The organism is Streptomyces sp. R818, from assembly GCF_056172735.1.
In genome coordinates this window covers 270,822-287,460 of record NZ_JAOCNE010000012.1, presented here as the reverse complement: position 1 = coordinate 287,460, position 16,639 = coordinate 270,822, and the positions used below count along the sequence as shown (strand labels likewise).

At 68.2% G+C, this 16,639-nt stretch carries 16 protein-coding genes; 9 read left to right on the top strand and 7 right to left on the bottom strand.

Annotated elements, in window-relative coordinates; translation table 11 throughout:
- Positions 1-18: 18 nt before the first annotated feature.
- Both dnaN and dnaA read right to left on the bottom strand, forming a co-directional pair.
- Positions 19-1,149 carry a DNA polymerase III subunit beta gene (dnaN, locus tag N5I75_RS27730; protein WP_361074656.1) on the bottom strand — a complete coding sequence of 377 codons (1,131 nt, stop codon included), beginning with the start codon at positions 1,147-1,149 and terminating at the stop codon, positions 19-21.
- Between the two features lie 901 nt (positions 1,150-2,050).
- Positions 2,051-4,093 (bottom strand): chromosomal replication initiator protein DnaA, encoded by a 2,043-nt coding sequence (gene dnaA / locus N5I75_RS27725; RefSeq protein WP_476681734.1) that lies wholly within the window; start codon positions 4,091-4,093, stop codon positions 2,051-2,053.
- A 382-nt stretch (positions 4,094-4,475) separates the two neighbouring features.
- Here dnaA and rpmH point away from each other — a divergent pair, with 382 nt between their 5' ends.
- The 9 genes from rpmH (at position 4,476) to N5I75_RS27680 (ending at position 11,486) form a co-directional block, all read left to right on the top strand.
- A complete protein-coding gene (gene rpmH, locus N5I75_RS27720) occupies positions 4,476-4,613 on the top strand; it encodes a 50S ribosomal protein L34 (protein WP_006381191.1) in 138 nt (45 codons plus the stop codon).
- Between the two features lie 20 nt (positions 4,614-4,633).
- Complete coding sequence (gene rnpA, locus N5I75_RS27715) at positions 4,634-5,005, top strand: ribonuclease P protein component (protein WP_476681732.1); 372 nt, start codon at positions 4,634-4,636, stop codon at positions 5,003-5,005.
- Positions 5,002-5,352 carry a membrane protein insertion efficiency factor YidD gene (yidD, locus tag N5I75_RS27710; RefSeq protein ID WP_476681730.1) on the top strand — a complete coding sequence of 117 codons (351 nt, stop codon included), beginning with the start codon at positions 5,002-5,004 and terminating at the stop codon, positions 5,350-5,352. The genes rnpA and yidD overlap by 4 nt, the downstream gene beginning before the upstream one ends.
- Before the next feature lie 8 nt (positions 5,353-5,360).
- Positions 5,361-6,668: a membrane protein insertase YidC gene (gene yidC / locus N5I75_RS27705; protein ID WP_476681728.1), complete on the top strand. Its 1,308-nt coding sequence runs from the start codon at positions 5,361-5,363 to the stop codon at positions 6,666-6,668.
- Between the two features lie 39 nt (positions 6,669-6,707).
- A complete protein-coding gene (locus N5I75_RS27700) occupies positions 6,708-7,220 on the top strand; it encodes a Jag family protein (RefSeq protein ID WP_394432354.1) in 513 nt (170 codons plus the stop codon).
- Positions 7,221-7,326: 106 nt separating this feature from the next.
- Entirely contained in the window at positions 7,327-8,043 is a 717-nt protein-coding gene (gene rsmG, locus N5I75_RS27695; RefSeq protein ID WP_476681725.1) for a 16S rRNA (guanine(527)-N(7))-methyltransferase RsmG, read from the top strand.
- Between the two features lie 321 nt (positions 8,044-8,364).
- Positions 8,365-9,441: a ParA family protein gene (locus tag N5I75_RS27690; RefSeq protein ID WP_476682341.1), complete on the top strand. Its 1,077-nt coding sequence runs from the start codon at positions 8,365-8,367 to the stop codon at positions 9,439-9,441.
- Positions 9,438-10,559 carry a ParB/RepB/Spo0J family partition protein gene (locus N5I75_RS27685; protein ID WP_476681723.1) on the top strand — a complete coding sequence of 374 codons (1,122 nt, stop codon included), beginning with the start codon at positions 9,438-9,440 and terminating at the stop codon, positions 10,557-10,559. The genes N5I75_RS27690 and N5I75_RS27685 overlap by 4 nt, the downstream gene beginning before the upstream one ends.
- A gap of 309 nt (positions 10,560-10,868) precedes the next feature.
- A complete protein-coding gene (locus N5I75_RS27680; protein ID WP_476681721.1) occupies positions 10,869-11,486 on the top strand; it encodes a GNAT family N-acetyltransferase in 618 nt (205 codons plus the stop codon).
- A 75-nt stretch (positions 11,487-11,561) separates the two neighbouring features.
- Here N5I75_RS27680 and trxA read toward each other — a convergent pair whose 3' ends face one another.
- The 5 genes from trxA to N5I75_RS27655 all read right to left on the bottom strand — a co-directional run bounded on the left by trxA (position 11,562) and on the right by N5I75_RS27655 (position 16,601).
- Positions 11,562-11,894, bottom strand: a complete 333-nt coding sequence (gene trxA / locus N5I75_RS27675) for a thioredoxin (protein WP_394432361.1) — start codon at positions 11,892-11,894, stop codon at positions 11,562-11,564.
- Positions 11,895-11,942: 48 nt separating this feature from the next.
- On the bottom strand, positions 11,943-12,917 hold the full coding sequence (gene trxB / locus N5I75_RS27670; RefSeq protein ID WP_476681719.1) for a thioredoxin-disulfide reductase: 975 nt from the start codon (positions 12,915-12,917) through the stop codon (positions 11,943-11,945).
- Positions 12,918-13,059: 142 nt separating this feature from the next.
- Entirely contained in the window at positions 13,060-14,010 is a 951-nt protein-coding gene (locus tag N5I75_RS27665) for an anti-sigma factor (protein WP_476681717.1), read from the bottom strand.
- Positions 14,007-14,711 carry an RNA polymerase sigma factor SigM gene (gene sigM, locus N5I75_RS27660; protein WP_476681715.1) on the bottom strand — a complete coding sequence of 235 codons (705 nt, stop codon included), beginning with the start codon at positions 14,709-14,711 and terminating at the stop codon, positions 14,007-14,009. Before sigM ends, N5I75_RS27665 begins: the two co-directional genes overlap by 4 nt.
- Before the next feature lie 180 nt (positions 14,712-14,891).
- Positions 14,892-16,601, bottom strand: a complete 1,710-nt coding sequence (locus N5I75_RS27655; RefSeq protein WP_476681713.1) for a protein kinase family protein — start codon at positions 16,599-16,601, stop codon at positions 14,892-14,894.
- Positions 16,602-16,639: the final 38 nt, after the last annotated feature.

Below are 16,639 nucleotides of genomic sequence, written 5' to 3'. Positions count from 1 at the left end.
GGACCGGCTGCGGAAGGCTCAGCCCGAGAGCCGCACCGGCATGATCAGGTACTTGTACGCGTCGTCCGCCTCGGCGTCCACCGCCGGCCTGCCGCTGAGCAGCGCGGGCTTGGTGGACGTCGTGAACGACAGCTGGGCGACCGGGGAGTCGATCGCGCTCAGGCCGTCGAGCAGGAACGTCGGGTTGAAGGCGATCGAGATGTCGTCGCCCTCCAGCTGGGCGTCGACCCTTTCCACAGCCTGTGCGTCGTCGCTGGAGCCGGCCTCCAGGATGAGCACGCCCTGCTCGAAGCTGAGCCGCACCGGGGTGTTGCGCTCGGCGACCAGGGCCACGCGCTTCACGGCCTCCACGAAGGGGGCGGTCTCGATGACGGCCACGGAGTTGAACTCCGTCGGGAACAGCGTGCGGTACTTCGGCAGATCGCCCTCGAGGAGCCGGGTCGTGGTGCGGCGGCCCGCGCCCTCGAAGCCGATGAGGCCCTCGCCCGCACCGGAGCCGGAGAGCGCCAGGGTGACCGTGTCGCCGCTCGTGAGCGCCTTGGCGGTGTCCAGGAGCGTCTTGGCGGGCACCAGGGCGACCGCGGACGCCTCGGGGTCCTCCGGCTTCCACAGGAACTCGCGGACCGCGAAGCGGTAGCGGTCGGTGGAGGCCAGCGTCACCGTGTCGCCCTCGATCTCGATGCGCACACCGGTGAGGACGGGCAGCGTGTCGTCACGCCCGGCGGCGATGGCCACCTGCTGGGCGGCCGAGGCGAAGACCTCGCCGGGGACGGTGCCCGTGGCGGTCGGCATCTGCGGCAGCGCCGGGTACTCCTCCACAGGGAGGGTGTGGAGTGTGAATCGCGAGGAGCCACAGACCACGGTCGCCCGTACACCGTCTGTGGAGATCTCCACCGGACGGTTGGGCAGGGCGCGGCAGATGTCGGCGAGGAGGCGGCCGGAGACGAGCACCGTGCCTTCCTCGTCGATCTCCGCGTCCACGGAGACGCGTGCCGAGACCTCGTAGTCGAAGCTCGACAGGCTGAGCGCCCCTTCCTCGGCCTTCAGGAGAAGGCCAGCGAGGACAGGCGCAGGCGGTCGTGCCGGGAGGCTGCGCGCCGCCCAGGCCACTGCCTCCGCGAGTACGTCGCGTTCCACCCGGATCTTCACCGTAAGCCGCCTCCTGCTGTTGCTGGCTGCTCTCGCCCTGCGTTGGTCATCGGTCTCGTCGTCAGACGTGGTGTCGCTCGGCCCACCGATGGGGAGAACACCGGGGACCAGTCTGACGCACCGCACTGACAGTCGGTGCCTGTCGGGGTCAAGTCGTGCCGAGCGGCAGTCGGGCCGCCGGGAGCGAGTTGTGCACAGCCCCCACTTCGAAACGAATTCCCAGCTCTCTCTAGTTGGGAGTAGTAGTAGGGCCTGTGGAAACCGTGGATAACCCTGTCTTCGCAGGTCAGAGCCGGTTTTTTGTCCACGGGGCCTGTGGGCCGCACCGGTGGACAACCCGTCCTTTCTGTGGACGGCGAAAAGTTCTGCACACCCGATGCACAGGCGAGGGCCACTTCTCCCCAGAGCCGTCCCCAGCTTTACCCACGTTCCCCACAGCCCAACCCACCCCCTCGGTGTGACGGCTTTCACTCGCCACGGTGACGGAGCGCGTCACGTTGCCGAACAGTGGACAGCGATGTGGAGAAGCTTCCCTCCACTGTGCACAACAGCTGAGATCCTGTGGGTCGCCGGTGGACAACCCAGTGCACAGGCTGTGGAAGAAAAGTCTGTCCACAGCCTGTGGAGATCTTCTGTCCACCAATCCACACCCGTCTGAGCTGGGCTGATGGGATTTCACTACCGTGCGCTGTGGACACAGTCTGGACAACTTCTGGGTCCCCAGGCTGTGGAGCGAAGAAATCCGGCACATCTGTGGAGAACGGCCGTAACGTGCCAAGTAATCGAACACCGGCGGTGCTCGCAGTCGTACGCAGCAGCGATCACGCAGGCGTACGCGCACGAAGAAGGGCGCTCCGGGAGGGGTCCCGAAGCGCCCTGGAGGGCCGTAACAGGCTTGCTGTCAGCCGTTCTTGATGCGGTTGGTGAGCTCGGTGACCTGGTTGTAGATCGAGCGCCGCTCGGCCATGAGAGCGCGGATCTTGCGGTCCGCGTGCATCACGGTCGTGTGGTCGCGGCCGCCGAACTGGGCCCCGATCTTCGGCAGGGAGAGATCCGTCAGCTCGCGACAGAGGTACATGGCGATCTGGCGGGCCGTCACCAGGACGCGGCTGCGGGACGATCCGCAGAGGTCCTCCACCGTGAGCCCGAAGTAGTCCGCCGTCGCCGCCATGATGGCCGACGCCGTGATCTCGGGGGACGCGTCCTCGCCGCCGGGGATCAGGTCCTTGAGGACGATCTCGGTGAGACCCAGGTCCACAGGCTGTCGGTTGAGCGACGCGAAGGCCGTGACCCGGATCAACGCCCCTTCCAGCTCACGGATGTTGCGCGAGATGCGGGACGCGATGAACTCGAGGACCTCCGGCGGGGCGTTGAGCTGCTCCTGCACCGCCTTCTTGCGGAGGATGGCGATACGGGTCTCCAGCTCGGGCGGCTGGACGTCCGTGATCAGACCCCACTCGAACCGGTTGCGCAACCGGTCCTCAAGCGTGACCAGCTGCTTGGGCGGCCGGTCGCTGGAGAGCACGATCTGCTTGTTGGCGTTGTGGAGCGTGTTGAAGGTGTGGAAGAACTCCTCCTGCGTCGACTCCTTGTCCGCGAGGAACTGGATGTCGTCGACGAGCAGGATGTCCATCTCGCGGTAGCGCTTGCGGAAACTGTCGCCCTTGCCGTCACGGATGGAGTTGATGAACTCGTTGGTGAACTCCTCGGAGCTCACGTAGCGCACGCGCGTGCCGGGGTAGAGGCTGCGGGCGTAGTGCCCGATGGCGTGCAGGAGGTGCGTCTTGCCGAGCCCCGACTCCCCGTAGATGAAGAGGGGGTTGTACGCCTTCGCCGGCGCTTCGGCGACAGCGACCGCGGCCGCGTGCGCGAACCGGTTCGAGGCGCCGATGACGAAGGTGTCGAAGAGGTACTTGGGGTTCAGGCGGGCGGTCGGCTCACCGGGTCCTGTCGCGGGCGCGGGCTGCGCGGCCAGCGGTCCCGGAGCGCCGCTGGGGACACCGCGTCCACCGGGGCCGGGCCCGGACGGGCCGCCGTCCTGGCCGTGGCGACCGCCCATCGACAGCTCACCCGGATCGCGCCGCTGCTGGCGTTCGCGCGGGGAGTCGTAGGAGCCGCGCTCCTCATAAGAAGGGCGCTCGTCGTAGGAAGGCCGCTCTTCATAAGAGGAGCGTTCGTCGTACGAGGGCCGCTCTTCATAAGAGGAGCGCTCCCCCTGGTTCTTCTCGTACAGGTTCTGTTCGTAAGGCGAGCGTTCCGGCTGCTGTCCGTAGCGGCCGCGCTCCGCCTCGTACGCCTGCTGGTCGTAGGGCGAGCGCTCCTGCTGCCGGTAGTCGTGCTGGGGCTGCGGCGGCGACGCGTACGGGTCCCGGTCCGGGAAGCCCAGGCGGGGCTGCTGCCAGCTGTACTCGTCCTGCTGGGGGCGGGGCCAGGCGCCCGGCTCGGGGCGCTGGTAGTCCGGGTAGGCCGGGCGGGCGGTGGGCAGCGGGTCGGGGCGTGAGGGCTGCTGGTCGCCGCGCTGGCCGTGCTCCTCGGGACCACGTCGCTCGTAGCCGTCGTAGGAGTCGCGGCCGTCATACGTATCACGGGGCTGGCCGGCGGCCGGGGGCTCGGTGTCCTCGTAGCGGTGCTGCTGGACGGGCGGGGCCGGGGGCGCGGGGGTCTCGCCGACGGAGTCGTCGACCGTGATCGCGATACGGATGGGGCGCCCGCACTCGCGGCTCAGCGTCTCGCTGACGACCGGGGCGAGGCGGCCCTCGAGTACGCCCTTGGCGAATTCATTGGGGACCGCCAGGAGCGCGGTGTCGGCGACCAGCGCCAGCGGCTGGGAGCGCCGGATCCAGTGCTCGTCCTTCGTCTCGACGCCCTGCCCGCGGCCTTCCCCGAGGAGTTTCTCCAGCACTTGTGGCCACACTGCGGCAAGATCGGCAGGTACGTCAGCCACAGGGCACGCTCTCTCGCTGGTCCCACGAACGTGTGATTCCTGGGACGGGTCGGGAAGAAAATCGGGTGGGGTGGTGAGAAGGGAACGAATCGGAGTTCAGCCACGGTAGTCAGCGCGACCGCTGCGGTTCAAGTTGTTGTCCCCAGCCTGTGGACAGTGTCTCCCGCGTGGGGCCGGTTTGACCGGATGGCGTAGCCGCGCGTACCGTAACCAGGTCGAGTTGTCGATGGCTGCTGCCGCCTGCCTCCGATGGGCAAGATGGCGGCCCCCGTTCTCCGGTGGGTCGTATAGCGGTGCACTCGGGCGTATTGCGAGCTACTCGTGGGCGCACGGTGACAGCCAGGCGATGTCCCGCCACCACACGATTTTCTGGAGCCCCCGAGTGAGCAAGCGCACCTTCCAGCCGAACAACCGTCGTCGCGCCAAGACCCACGGTTTCCGCCTTCGCATGCGGACCCGCGCCGGTCGTGCGATCCTCGCCAACCGTCGTGGCAAGGGTCGCGCCAGCCTGTCCGCCTGATCTCGTAACCAGGTCATGACGTGCTGCCTACCGAGCATCGGCTGAGGCGGCGCGAGGACTTCGCGACCGCGGTACGCCGAGGACGCCGGGCCGGCCGCCCGCTACTCGTCGTCCATCTACGCAGCGGTTCAACGGACCCGCACGCGCTTGGGGAGAGCGTTACCCCATCGCGTGCGGGTTTCGTCGTGAGCAAAGCCGTGGGTGGAGCCGTCGTACGGAACGCGGTCAAGCGCAGACTCCGCCACCTCATGCGGGACCGAGTGGCCTTGTTGCCCCCAGGTAGCCTGGTAGTCGTACGCGCGTTGCCCCCAGCGGGCGACGCCACCCACGCACAGCTGGCCCGAGACCTGGACGCCGCACTTCAGCGGCTGCTGGGAGGGGGCGCGCGATGAAGTACCCACTGCTTGCGCTGATCAAGATCTACCAGTGGACCATCAGTCCGCTGCTCGGTCCCGTGTGCAAGTACTACCCGTCGTGTTCCCACTACGGCTTCACGGCCATCGACCGGCACGGTGCGATCAAGGGAACAGCCCTCACCGCCTGGCGCATCCTTCGGTGCAACCCATGGTCGCCCGGCGGCGTCGACCACGTTCCACCACGCAAGCGTCCGCGCTGGCACGAGATGCTCCGTAACGCTCTGCGCGGGGACAAGAAAGCGGCCCCCGTCGCCCCGGGCGAGGACCCCTCCGCCCAGGACAACCCGTCCGCAGCGACTTCGCCCCATGCCCAAGGAGCCTGATCAGGGACATGATTTCCGATATCGTCAACGCGATTTCTGGTGTCTTCGCGTTTCTCACGACCCCGGTGTCCTGGGTCATCGTCCAGTTCCACAAGGTCTTCGGGGCCGTCTTCGGCCCTGACACTGGATGGGCCTGGGGTCTGTCGATCGTGTCCCTGGTGGTACTGATCCGGATCTGCCTGATCCCGCTCTTCGTGAAGCAGATCAAGGCGACCCGGAACATGCAGCTGCTCCAGCCGCAGATGAAGGCGATCCAGGAGCGCTACAAGAACGACAAGCAGCGTCAGTCCGAAGAGATGATGAAGCTGTACAAGGAGACGGGTACCAACCCGCTCTCCTCGTGCCTTCCCATCCTCGTGCAGTCGCCGTTCTTCTTCGCGCTCTACCACACGCTCGCCGGTATCGCCGACAACAAGAAGATCGGCGTCATCGACCAGTCGCTCCTGGACAGCGCCCAGAAGGCGCACATCTTCGGTGCGCCGCTGGCCGCCAAGTTCACGGACAGTGCCAGCGAAGTGCTCAAGATGGGCGCCAACCTGACCGACGTCCGCGTGGTCACCGCGATCATGATCGTCCTGATGTCGGCGTCGCAGTTCTACACGCAGCGCCAGCTGATGACCAAGAACGTCGACCTCACGGTGAAGACGCCGTTCATGCAGCAGCAGAAGATGCTGATGTATGTCTTCCCCCTGATCTTCCTGTTCATGGGCATCAACTTCCCCGTCGGTGTCCTCGTGTACTGGCTGACCACCAACGTGTGGACCATGGGCCAGCAGATGTACGTGATCAGCCGCAACCCCACCCCGGGCAGCAAGGCGCAGGCCAAGATGCTCGAGGGCCTGCAGAAGCACGTCGTCACGCACAGCGCGACCCGCACCAAGCGCGAGCGGAACATCGTCAAGGGGATCGTCGCCAAGGGCCGCGACCGCAACGAGCAGGAGCGGAAGTTCATCAACGGCCTGAGCAAGGCCGGTCTCGCCGCTCAGGCCGACGGCACCGTGGTGAAGAGCTCCGCCGCCACGGAGGTCCTGGACGAGGACGGCACGGCCGGCGCCCCCAAGCGGCAGCAGCCGAAGCGGCAGTCCAAGTCGCAGCGCCAGACCGGCCCCACGGGCAGCCCGGCCAAGCCCGCTTCCCCGGCGAAGCCCCCACTGGAGAAGAAGGACGAGCCGCAGGACGCCGTCCCGCAGGCCAAGCAGACCGGTGCCAAGCCCGCCGGCGGCTCCACGTCCACCGGAACGAACGGCCGCAGCAAGGCGAAGTCCGGCCAGCGCAAGGGCCAGCCGCCGCGCTCCAAGTCCTCGTCCAAGAAGTAACCCTCGACGTAAGTCTTCGACGTAAAAGGAGTCCATCCCGTGACGGAAGGCACCACCTCCGCCGCTGCTGAGGGTGGCGACACCCTGACCCGCCTCGAGCAGGAGGGCGAGATCGCTGCGGACTACCTCGAGGGTCTGCTCGATATCGCCGACCTCGACGGCGACATCGACATGGACGTCGAGGCCGACCGCGCCGCCGTGTCCATCGTCAGTGACGCGGGTGGCCGCGATCTGCAGAAGCTGGTCGGCCGCGACGGTGAGGTCCTGGAGGCCCTCCAGGAGCTGACGCGTCTGGCGGTGCACCGTGAGACGGGCGACCGCAGCCGGCTCATGCTCGACATCGGCGGCTACCGCGCCAAGAAGCGCGCCGAGCTCACCGAGCAGGGTGCCAAGGCTGCGGCCGAGGTGAAGAACACCGGCGAGCCGGTCAAGATGCAGCCGATGACGCCGTTCGAGCGCAAGGTCGTGCACGACGCCGTCAAGGCCGCCGGCCTGCGCAGCGAGTCCGAGGGCGAGGAGCCGCAGCGCTTCGTCGTCGTGCTTCCCGCCTGATCGGCACGTCGCTTTCCGGCCCCGTCTGTTCGCAGGCGGGGCCGATCTTTGTCAGCCTGTTAGTCAGCCACCCAGTGCGCTAGTGCGGTACGGAAGGACGGTCCTCGTGACGGAGGCAGCAGAACTCCCCCCGGCTCCGGAGCAGGCGCGGGCGGTATTCGGCGATCGCTTCTTGGACGCCGTCCGCTACGCGGAGCTGCTCGCCGACGCGGGAGTGCAGCGCGGTCTCATCGGCCCTCGTGAGGTACCGCGCCTGTGGGAGCGGCACATCCTCAACTGCGCGGTGCTTTCCGAAGTGGTCCCCGAGAGCGTCACCGTGTGCGACGTCGGCTCCGGCGCCGGGCTGCCCGGCATTCCACTGGCGCTGGTCCGCCCCGACCTCAAGATCACGCTTCTTGAGCCACTGCTGCGACGTACGACGTTCCTGACCGAGGTCGTCGAACTGCTCGGGCTCGATCATGTGACGGTGGTACGGGGCCGTGCGGAGGAAGTTCTCGGCAAGCTGACGCCTGTCCACGTCGTCACGGCGCGTGCCGTGGCGCCGCTGGACCGGCTGGCCGCATGGGGTGTCCCCCTGCTCCGGCCGTACGGCGAGATGCTGGCCCTCAAGGGCGACACGGCGGAGGAAGAGCTCAAGAACGCGGGCTCGGCGCTGAGCAAGCTCGGTGCGGTGGAGACCTCTGTGCTGCACGTCGGCGAGGGAGTGGTCGACCCGCTCTCCACGGTGGTGCGTGTGGAGGTGGGCGAGAGCCCGGGTGGCGTACGGTTCGCCGCCAAGCGTGCCAAGGCCGCCCGCACGGGTCGCGCGCGACGCAGGCGTTGACCGCGTGCGACGCAGGCGCTGACCGCCCAGGCGGCCGGATTGCTGGGTACCGCTGTTCCGCCCTGAGGACCAGTAGTACTCCACACAAGCTGCCAAACCTACGCATATCGGGGTGTCGCGCGGGAGTGCACCCGGCTGCGGTGCATCGTGTTTCACGTGAAACGTCGCTCCCTGCTGCATGGCATCATCAGTCGCGGCCGCACAGCGGCCGCTCCCCGCGACCATAGACCTCTTGGATCCCTGGATTCGGGCACGGAGTTGTCCACAGAAGGGGATTCATCCACAGAAGACCGGGCCTCGCTGGTTCTCGACCCCGACGGCATGGGAGGCTCTGTTCATTGCGAGCCTGAAGTCGAGGAGAGTGAATCCTTGCGGTCCGACGCCAACATCGCGGGACCGATGACCGATCCGGTCCCCGGTCCCCGCACCGAGTCGCCGGGGGAGGATGTTTCACGTGAAACACCGACCCCGATGGACGACACCCCCATTGGTCGCTCTGCCCAACTGGCAGTAGAAGCTCTCGGCCGCGCAGGTGAAGGCCTGCCACGTCCGGAGCAGACCCGCGTCATGGTGGTGGCCAATCAGAAGGGCGGGGTCGGCAAGACCACGACGACGGTCAACCTTGCGGCGTCGCTCGCGCTGCACGGCGCACGCGTCCTGGTCGTCGATCTGGATCCGCAGGGCAACGCCTCCACGGCTCTGGGCATCGATCACCACGCCGATGTGCCCTCCATCTACGACGTGCTGGTCGAGAGCAGACCGCTCTCGGAAGTGGTGCAGCCCGTCACGGACGTCGAAGGCCTCTTCTGCGCCCCGGCCACCATTGACCTCGCCGGCGCGGAGATCGAACTGGTCTCCCTGGTCGCACGCGAGAGTCGGCTGCAGCGGGCCATCCAGGCGTATGAGCAGCCGCTGGACTACATCCTCATCGACTGTCCGCCGTCGCTCGGCCTTCTGACGGTCAACGCTCTGGTCGCCGGGGCCGAGGTGCTGATTCCGATCCAGTGCGAGTACTACGCGCTGGAGGGGCTCGGTCAGCTGCTGCGGAACGTGGATCTCGTCCGCGGCCACCTGAACCCCACGCTGCACGTCTCGACGATCCTGCTGACCATGTACGACGGACGGACCAGGCTGGCCTCTCAGGTCGCCGACGAGGTCCGGAACCACTTCGGCGACGAGGTGCTGCGGACGAGCATTCCGCGCTCGGTCCGTATTTCGGAGGCGCCGAGCTACGGGCAGACGGTGCTCACCTACGATCCAGGGTCGAGCGGTGCGCTCTCCTACCTCGAAGCGGCGCGGGAGATGGCGCTGCGCGGGGTCGGGATCCACTACGACGCCCAGCGTGCCCACGCGGGCACTCCACTTGACCAGCACAGCACGCCGGAGGGTATTCAGTGAGCGATCGACGGAGGGGACTGGGCCGTGGTCTCGGCGCACTGATCCCGGCGGCCCCCGCACCGGAGAAGCAGACGTCCGCGGGCCCGGCAGGGGGAGCCTCGACCTCTCCCGCCTCGGTGCCCGTGCTGACGACGGAGCGCGGGGTGGCGGCGGCCAAGGTGGCATCGTTGCCACCGGCGCAGGTTTCACGTGAAACCGAAGAGGTGATCCCAACCGCGGCCGAAACGCTCGATGCGCCCGCAGGTGCGTACTTCGCGGAGCTGCCGCTCGATGCCATCACACCCAACCCGAGGCAGCCGCGCGATGTGTTCGACGAGGATGCCCTCGCCGAGCTCATCACGTCCATCAAGGAAGTCGGCCTGCTGCAGCCCGTCGTCGTACGACAGGCGGGGCCGGGACGCTACGAGCTCATCATGGGCGAGCGCCGCTGGCGCGCCTGCCGTGAGGCGAAGCTCGAGCGCATCCCCGCGATCGTGCGGGCCACGGACGACGAGAAGCTCCTTCTCGACGCGCTCCTGGAGAACCTGCACCGCGCCCAGCTGAACCCGCTGGAAGAGGCCGCTGCCTACGACCAGCTGCTCAAGGACTTCAACTGCACGCACGACCAGCTGGCCGATCGCATCGGCCGGTCCCGCCCGCAGGTGTCCAACACGCTGCGTCTGCTGAAGCTGTCGCCAGCGGTGCAGCGGCGGGTCGCGGCGGGTGTCCTCTCCGCCGGTCACGCCCGGGCTCTGCTCTCGGTCGACGACTCGGAGGAGCAGGACCGGCTCGCCCACCGCATTGTGGCCGAAGGGCTCTCCGTGCGGGCCGTCGAGGAGATCGTGACGCTCATGGGTTCGCGGCCCACCAGCACGGCTCGTGCGAAGGGGCCGAGGGCCGGGGCTCGTGTCTCTCCGGCTCTGAACGTCCTCGCCACGAGGCTGTCGGACCGCTTCGAGACGCGGGTGAAGGTCGACCTCGGGCAGAAGAAGGGCAAGATCGTCGTCGAGTTCGCGTCGATGGATGATCTGGAGCGCATCCTCGACACGCTCGCCCCGGGTGAGGGGCCGGTCCTCCAGAACGGCCTCTCCGAGCAGAGCGGTCTTCCTGAGGGAAGCGAGAGCGAAGAACAGGACTGATCGTCCTGGCGTGCGCTCAGGCGAACAGCGGGTTGTGTCCGATGTGTATCGGAACACGGCCCGCTCTTTGCTTTCCTACGGTATCGATGGAATCGCATCGTGGTTACGATGCGATCGGGAAGAGCGCATTCACCTGGCAGTACCTCATGGGGGAGGCGGGGTCATGCGATCGGTGAGTCGCACCGGACTGATGACCGCAGGTCTCGGACTGGGCGCGGTCGGCGGATTCGTCGGCAGTCTGCTCAGGGAGCGGGGCGCTCTGACAGCCGCCCGTGTCGCCGCGGGCGAAGGAAGCGAGGATCAGCCTTCATGGGGCGTCGGCTCGTACCGCTCACGCTGGACAACCTTCCGGACCTTCCCGAGCGTTGCCGGTCGTGTGTCTTCTGGGAGCTGGACCCGGTCAGCGGTCAGGCCGCGGTAAGAGCCGGTACTCCGGAGCTGGAGAAGGAAGCCTGGATCTCCAGCGTTCTGCTGGAGTGGGGGTCCTGCGGCCGCGTCGTCTACGTCGATGACGCCCCGGTCGGCTACGTGCTCTACGCGCCCCCCGCCTACGTGCCGCGGTCCACCGCGTTTCCCACGAGCCCGGTCGCCCCCGATGCTGTCCAGCTGATGACGGCTTGGATCACCCCTGGCTATCGGGGACAGGGGCTGGGCCGCGTCATCGTCCAGACCGTCGCCAAGGACCTTTTGCGGCGCGGCTTCAAGGCGATCGAGGCGTTCGGCGATGCCCAGGGGAAGGAGACCGCCTGTCTGCTGCCCGCCGATCACTTGCTGGCCGTGGGCTTCAAGACCGTACGGCCGCACCCCTCGTATCCGCGGCTGCGCCTGGATCTGCGGACGACGCTCTCCTGGAAAGAGGATGTGGAGATGGCACTGGACCGACTTCTGGGTGCGGTGCAGAAGGAGCCGGCGCTGCGGCCGTTGTGACCGCTCCGGGCAAGACGAAGGGCCAACCCGGATGGGTTGGCCCTTCGTGTTTCACGTGAAACAGCGTCGGCGTACTTACTCGCCGATGAAGTCCTCGAGGTCGCGCACGATGGCGGCCTTCGGCTTGGCGCCGACGATGGTCTTGGCGACCTCGCCACCCTGGTAGACGTTCAGGGTCGGGATCGACATGACGCCGTACTTGGCGGCGATGGCCGGGTTCTCGTCGATGTTGAGCTTGACGACCTCGATCTTGTCGCCGTACTCGGAGGCGATGGCCTCGAGCGAGGGGGCGATCTGGCGGCACGGACCGCACCAAGCGGCCCAGAAGTCGACCAGCACGGGCTTGTTGCTCTTCAGGACGTCCTCGTCGAAGGAAGCGTCCGTCACGTTCTTCAGGTTGCCGGCCACAGCGGGCTCCTCATTTTCCTCGGGGGGTTGCGGGGTGGAAGTACGGGATCAGACGCTGGTCGGCGTCTTCTCGGGCTCGGGAGCCTCACCGTCGGAGAGCGCGGCGAGGAAGCGCTCGGCGTCGAGAGCGGCGGAGCAGCCGGTACCGGCCGCCGTGATCGCCTGGCGGTAGGTGTGGTCCACGACGTCACCGGCGCCGAAGACACCGGTCAGGTTGGTCCGCGTCGACGGGGCCTGCACCCGCAGGTAGCCCTCGTCGTCCAGGTCGAGCTGGCCCTTGAAGAGCTCCGTCCGCGGGTCGTGACCGATGGCGATGAAGAGGCCGGTCACGGGCAGCTCCGACGTCTCACCCGTCTTCAGGTTGCGCAGCGTCAGGCCGGCGAGCTTCGGGTCACCCTTGATCTCGGCGACCTCGCTGTCCCAGACGAACTTGATCTTCGGGTCCGCGAACGCGCGCTCCTGCATCGCCTTGGAGGCGCGCAGAGTGTCGCGGCGGTGGACGATCGTCACGGACTTGGCGAAGCGCGACAGGAAGGTGGCCTCCTCCATCGCGGTGTCGCCGCCGCCGATCACGGCGATGTCCTGGTCCTTGAAGAAGAACCCGTCGCAGGTGGCGCACCAGGAGACGCCGCGGCCGGACAGCGCGTCCTCGTTGGGCAGGCCGAGCTTGCGGTGCTGGGATCCGGTGGTGACGATGACGGCCCGCGCGCGGTGCACGGTGCCCGCGGTGTCCGTCACGGTCTTGATCTCGCCGGTCAGGTCGACGGCCACGACGTCGTCGGGCACGAGCTCGGCGCCGAAGCGCTCGGCCTGGCCGCGCATGTTGTCCATGAGCTCGGGGCCCATGATGCCGTCCTGGAAGCCGGGGAAGTTCTCCACCTCGGTCGTGTTCATCAGCGCGCCACCGGCGGTGACCGCGCCCTCGAACACGAGTGGCTTCAGCGACGCGCGCGCGGTGTAGAGCGCCGCCGTGTAGCCGGCGGGCCCGGAGCCGATGATGATCACGTTACGGACGTCGCTCACGGCTTGTTTCCTCGTCTCTGCGGGACTGCTGCGTACTGCCGGGGGAGCCTCTTCTCAGGACTCTCACCCCACCCAACGGATCCTACGGGGCGTGCATTCCCGACGTGTCCGGGCGCACGTCGGGGTTGCGTTCGGGTGCCCGTCAGCCGCGGTCGTAGTCGTGGGTGTACAGCAGCTCGCCCTCGGGCGACTTATCCTTCAGACATGCCGAGTCCACGATGAACGCCGTGACGCGGTGCGCCGGGTCGCTCTTGTGGGGCAGCACGACGAGGTAGGCGCTCTTCCCTTCGTATGTGCCCTTCTCCGCCGCCAGCGGGTCCTCATTGCGGTGCGTTCCCAGTTGCACGCAGGCCGGCACGGTGACGGCCCGCTTGGGGGCGGTGAGCGTCTTCGGTGCCTTTGGGCTGCTCTCCTGCGTCCCGAAAGAAGGAGCCTCCGTGGCGAGGGGCGCGGCGCTTTCCTTGCTTGCACCGAGCAGCTCCGAGACCTTCGCATCCAGGGAGCTGTCGGCGAAGGTGTCGACGGGGCCGCTCTTCTCCGCTGTCGGTGTTCCGTCTCCGTTCTGCAGGAGAAGCGCGCCTACGCCCAGCGCGGCGACGGTCAGGACCGCGCCGAGAGCGGCGCCTGTGCGGCGACGGCTAGCGCGGGGCTTGCGCCCTGGGCCGGCGGCGGCGCGGGGGCGACCGGAGGGGCGGTCCGTGGAACGGGGGGCGGACGCGGTCGTTGTTTCACGTGAAACGGGGTCGACGGTCGCGTCGTGGGCGTCCTTGTCCGTCTCCTCGGCGGTCTCCGTCTCCGTCTCCCCGCTCGCGTCCGCGGTCTCGGGGGCCAGGCTGCCCAGGAGCGCTTCCGCGGCCAGTGCCGCGTCGATGCGTCCGGCCACGTCGTCAGGCATGTGAGACGGCCCTGACAGCGGAGGCGTACCGAGGAGGCCGCGGATCTCTTCCAGAGAGGCGTAGACGTCGGCGCACAACGTGCAGCCATCGAGGTGCCGTCGGAGATCGGCGGTGCGGGAAGCGGGCAGCAGTCCCTCGGCGAGGTCGGAGATCTCGTCGACCTCCGGGTGTTCCGCCGTATCGGTCGTGGATGTCACCCGCGCCCACCTCCGCCCTTCACCGCAGCCGAATCTTGTGGTCCTGCCTCGTCCCGAGGCTCTGCTGCCGGTGGGACGGATGTCCCCCGCGTCCGGTTCCTCGCGGGAGGTGGATTCTCATCGGCCGCCGGGCCGTCGCCGTCCGTACGGAGGTGGGTCAGGAGCGGCAGGAGTCTGGCTCTGCCGCGTGCGCAGCGACTCTTGACGGTGCCGACGGGGACGTCGAGTACCCGGGCGGCCTCGGCGACCGGGTAGCCCTGCATGTCGACGAGGACGAGAGCGGCCCGCTGGTCGGCCGGCAGCGATCGCAGAGCGGTCAGGAGCTCACGGTGGAGGTCGTTGCGCTCGGCGGCTGCGGCGGCGGACTCGTGCGGCTCCAGGAGCTGGTCGAGGCGCTCGGTGTCGTCCACGGGCGAGGTCTTACGGGAGGCCACCTTGCGGGCCCGATCCAGGCAGGCGTTGACGGTGATGCGGTGCAGCCAGGTCGTCACGGCGGACTGGCCCTGAAAGGTGTGCGCGGCGCGGTAGGCGGAGACCAGGGCGTCCTGCACGGCGTCGGCGGCTTCCTCACGATCCCCCAGGGTCCGCAGGGCCACGGCCCAGAGCCGGTCACGGTGGCGGCGGACGATCTCGCCGAAAGCGTCTTCGTCCCCCGCGACATGGCGGGCGAGGAGCTCGGCATCCAAGAGCTCGGAATGCATCGACCGGCTTTCCATGCGTGTCCCCGAGTCCGTAGGGGAGGCGACCATAACCCAAACGCGTGAACCGATCGTCAGAATGCCACAGGACGGATCCGGGGCGTAGCGGTCCCGGAGCGCAGGCATCCGCCGGTGCGTGCGGCTGAGGGGCGCGGTCCCCTCAGCCACTGTGGTCGGGACGGGTCAGCTGGTGATCTTGATGTCCTTCACCCGGCCGCGGTACGTGCCCTCCTCGGTGAGAGGAAGCTTGGTCAGCCAGACCAGCAGGTACCGGGATTTGAGCGCCTTGTCCGGGCGGATCGTGACGCTGGTGCCCGAACCCTTCCCGCACTCCTGGAACGCGCTGAAGGACGTGGGCCGCGTACTCGCGTCACCGGCAGCCGCACGGAGTTCGACGGTGGTGTCCCCGACGAAGGAGACGGTCACCTTCCCCACGTTCTGCGACTTGCCGAGGTCGAGCACTATCCCCAGCCCCGGCTTGAGATTCCCGAACTCGGCGCCCTTGTAGAAGTCCGTCTGCCAGTACGAGTCCGGATCACCGTCGTAGGCCTTGCCTATGTCAGCCGGCTTCTCCGAGTTGTCGCCGAACGGATCGAAGTCCTGCGCCGCGCTGATGGAGACGGGTGCGGACGACGGCTTCGTCGGCCCCTTGACGCTGTTGTCCGTCGTCTGGGTGTGCTCAGTCTTGTCCGAACCGTCGCTCCGGTTCATCAGGGCATCCGCCAGCTGCCAGCTCCCCAGCCCGAGCGCGGCGATGAGCAGCGCCGACACGGCCCACTTGAGGGCCTTGCCGGTGCGGCTCTGCAGCGGGAGCGGCGGGGCCGGGACGGGCTGGGTGACGCCGGGACTGGCGGGGCGGCCGAACGGGTCCTGTTGGTACGTCGTCCGTTGGTACTCCGGGGGCGCCGCGAAGGCGGGCTCCGGCGGACGGATCTTGGGCATCTCGCCGATCGCCTTCACCAGGTCCTCCGGCGTTGTGCACGGCGGTTCCTGGCGGGACGCTGTCGCCCCGTCGTTGGCGAGCGCGCGCATGGCGAGCTCTGCGAGGCCGCGGTGGACGCCGGCGCGCACCTGGTCGGGGGCGATGAGGCCGACGCCCTTGGGGAGCCCGGACAGGCCGTAGGCATCGTTCTCGTACGGCCAGCGCTGGGTCAGGGCGGCATACAGGAGCGCGCCGATCGCCTCGGTGTCGGTGCGCTGCGGGGTGTCGGAGCTGATGCCGCGCAGCGCGGCGTTCACGGCGAGGCCGCGGATGCGCCACTGACCCGTGGAGGTGCGCAGGACGGCGCTGGGGGTGAGCCGGAGGTGGGCGAGTCCCTCGCGGTGGGCTGCGGCCATGGCGAAGGAGATCTGGCTGACCATCTGGTAGGCGTCGTGCGCCTCCAGAGAGCTGACCGCGAGCAGCGCGGTGAGCTCGGTGGCGTCGGGCAGCCATTCGTGGACGACGTAAACGAGGTCGTTCTCCTCGACCGCGTCCAGGACCTGGACGAAGCGGGGGTCGCCGAGCAGCGCCGACGAGCGGGCCGCGGCGAGTACCGAGCGCGCTCGCGGGTGGTCGGCGGGCAGCAGGTGTACGCCGACGGCGCGGCGGAGTTTCTCGTCCACCGCACGCCAGCTGCTGAAACCGTCCAGACGAGTGACGCATTCTTCGAGCCGGTAGCGTCTGGCGAGCTTGTGGCCGCTGTGCAGCTCGGGCGGTGAGGACGTGCGAGGGCTCACGTGGGTCCCCGTCTCCGCGGTGTCCGCGGGTTCCTCACGTGCCGTGGTGTCTCGCTTCGAGATGTCGGCCACCCCGTCGGCCGTGGCCTGCTCCGCCTTGTCCGCACCGGCGGTCAGCGGTTCGTCCCCGCCGTTGTCGGCCACGTCGACGGCAGCCGTGCTCCGTTCCGCCACCGTCGTTCCTGCCTCCCCATTCGTTGCACTCACTCCGA

Bases quoted from the DNA above. Each gene is read 5' to 3' on its own strand.
- N5I75_RS27690 (WP_476682341.1), top strand. From the start codon at position 8,365: ATGGGAGGCTCTGTTCATTGCGAGCCTGAAGTCGAGGAGAGTGAATCC.
- yidD (WP_476681730.1), top strand. From the start codon at position 5,002: ATGAAGTACCCACTGCTTGCGCTGATCAAGATCTACCAGTGGACCATC.
- yidC (WP_476681728.1), top strand. From the start codon at position 5,361: ATGATTTCCGATATCGTCAACGCGATTTCTGGTGTCTTCGCGTTTCTC.
- sigM (WP_476681715.1), bottom strand. From the start codon at position 14,711: ATGCATTCCGAGCTCTTGGATGCCGAGCTCCTCGCCCGCCATGTCGCG.
- N5I75_RS27680 (WP_476681721.1), top strand. From the start codon at position 10,869: ATGGGGCGTCGGCTCGTACCGCTCACGCTGGACAACCTTCCGGACCTT.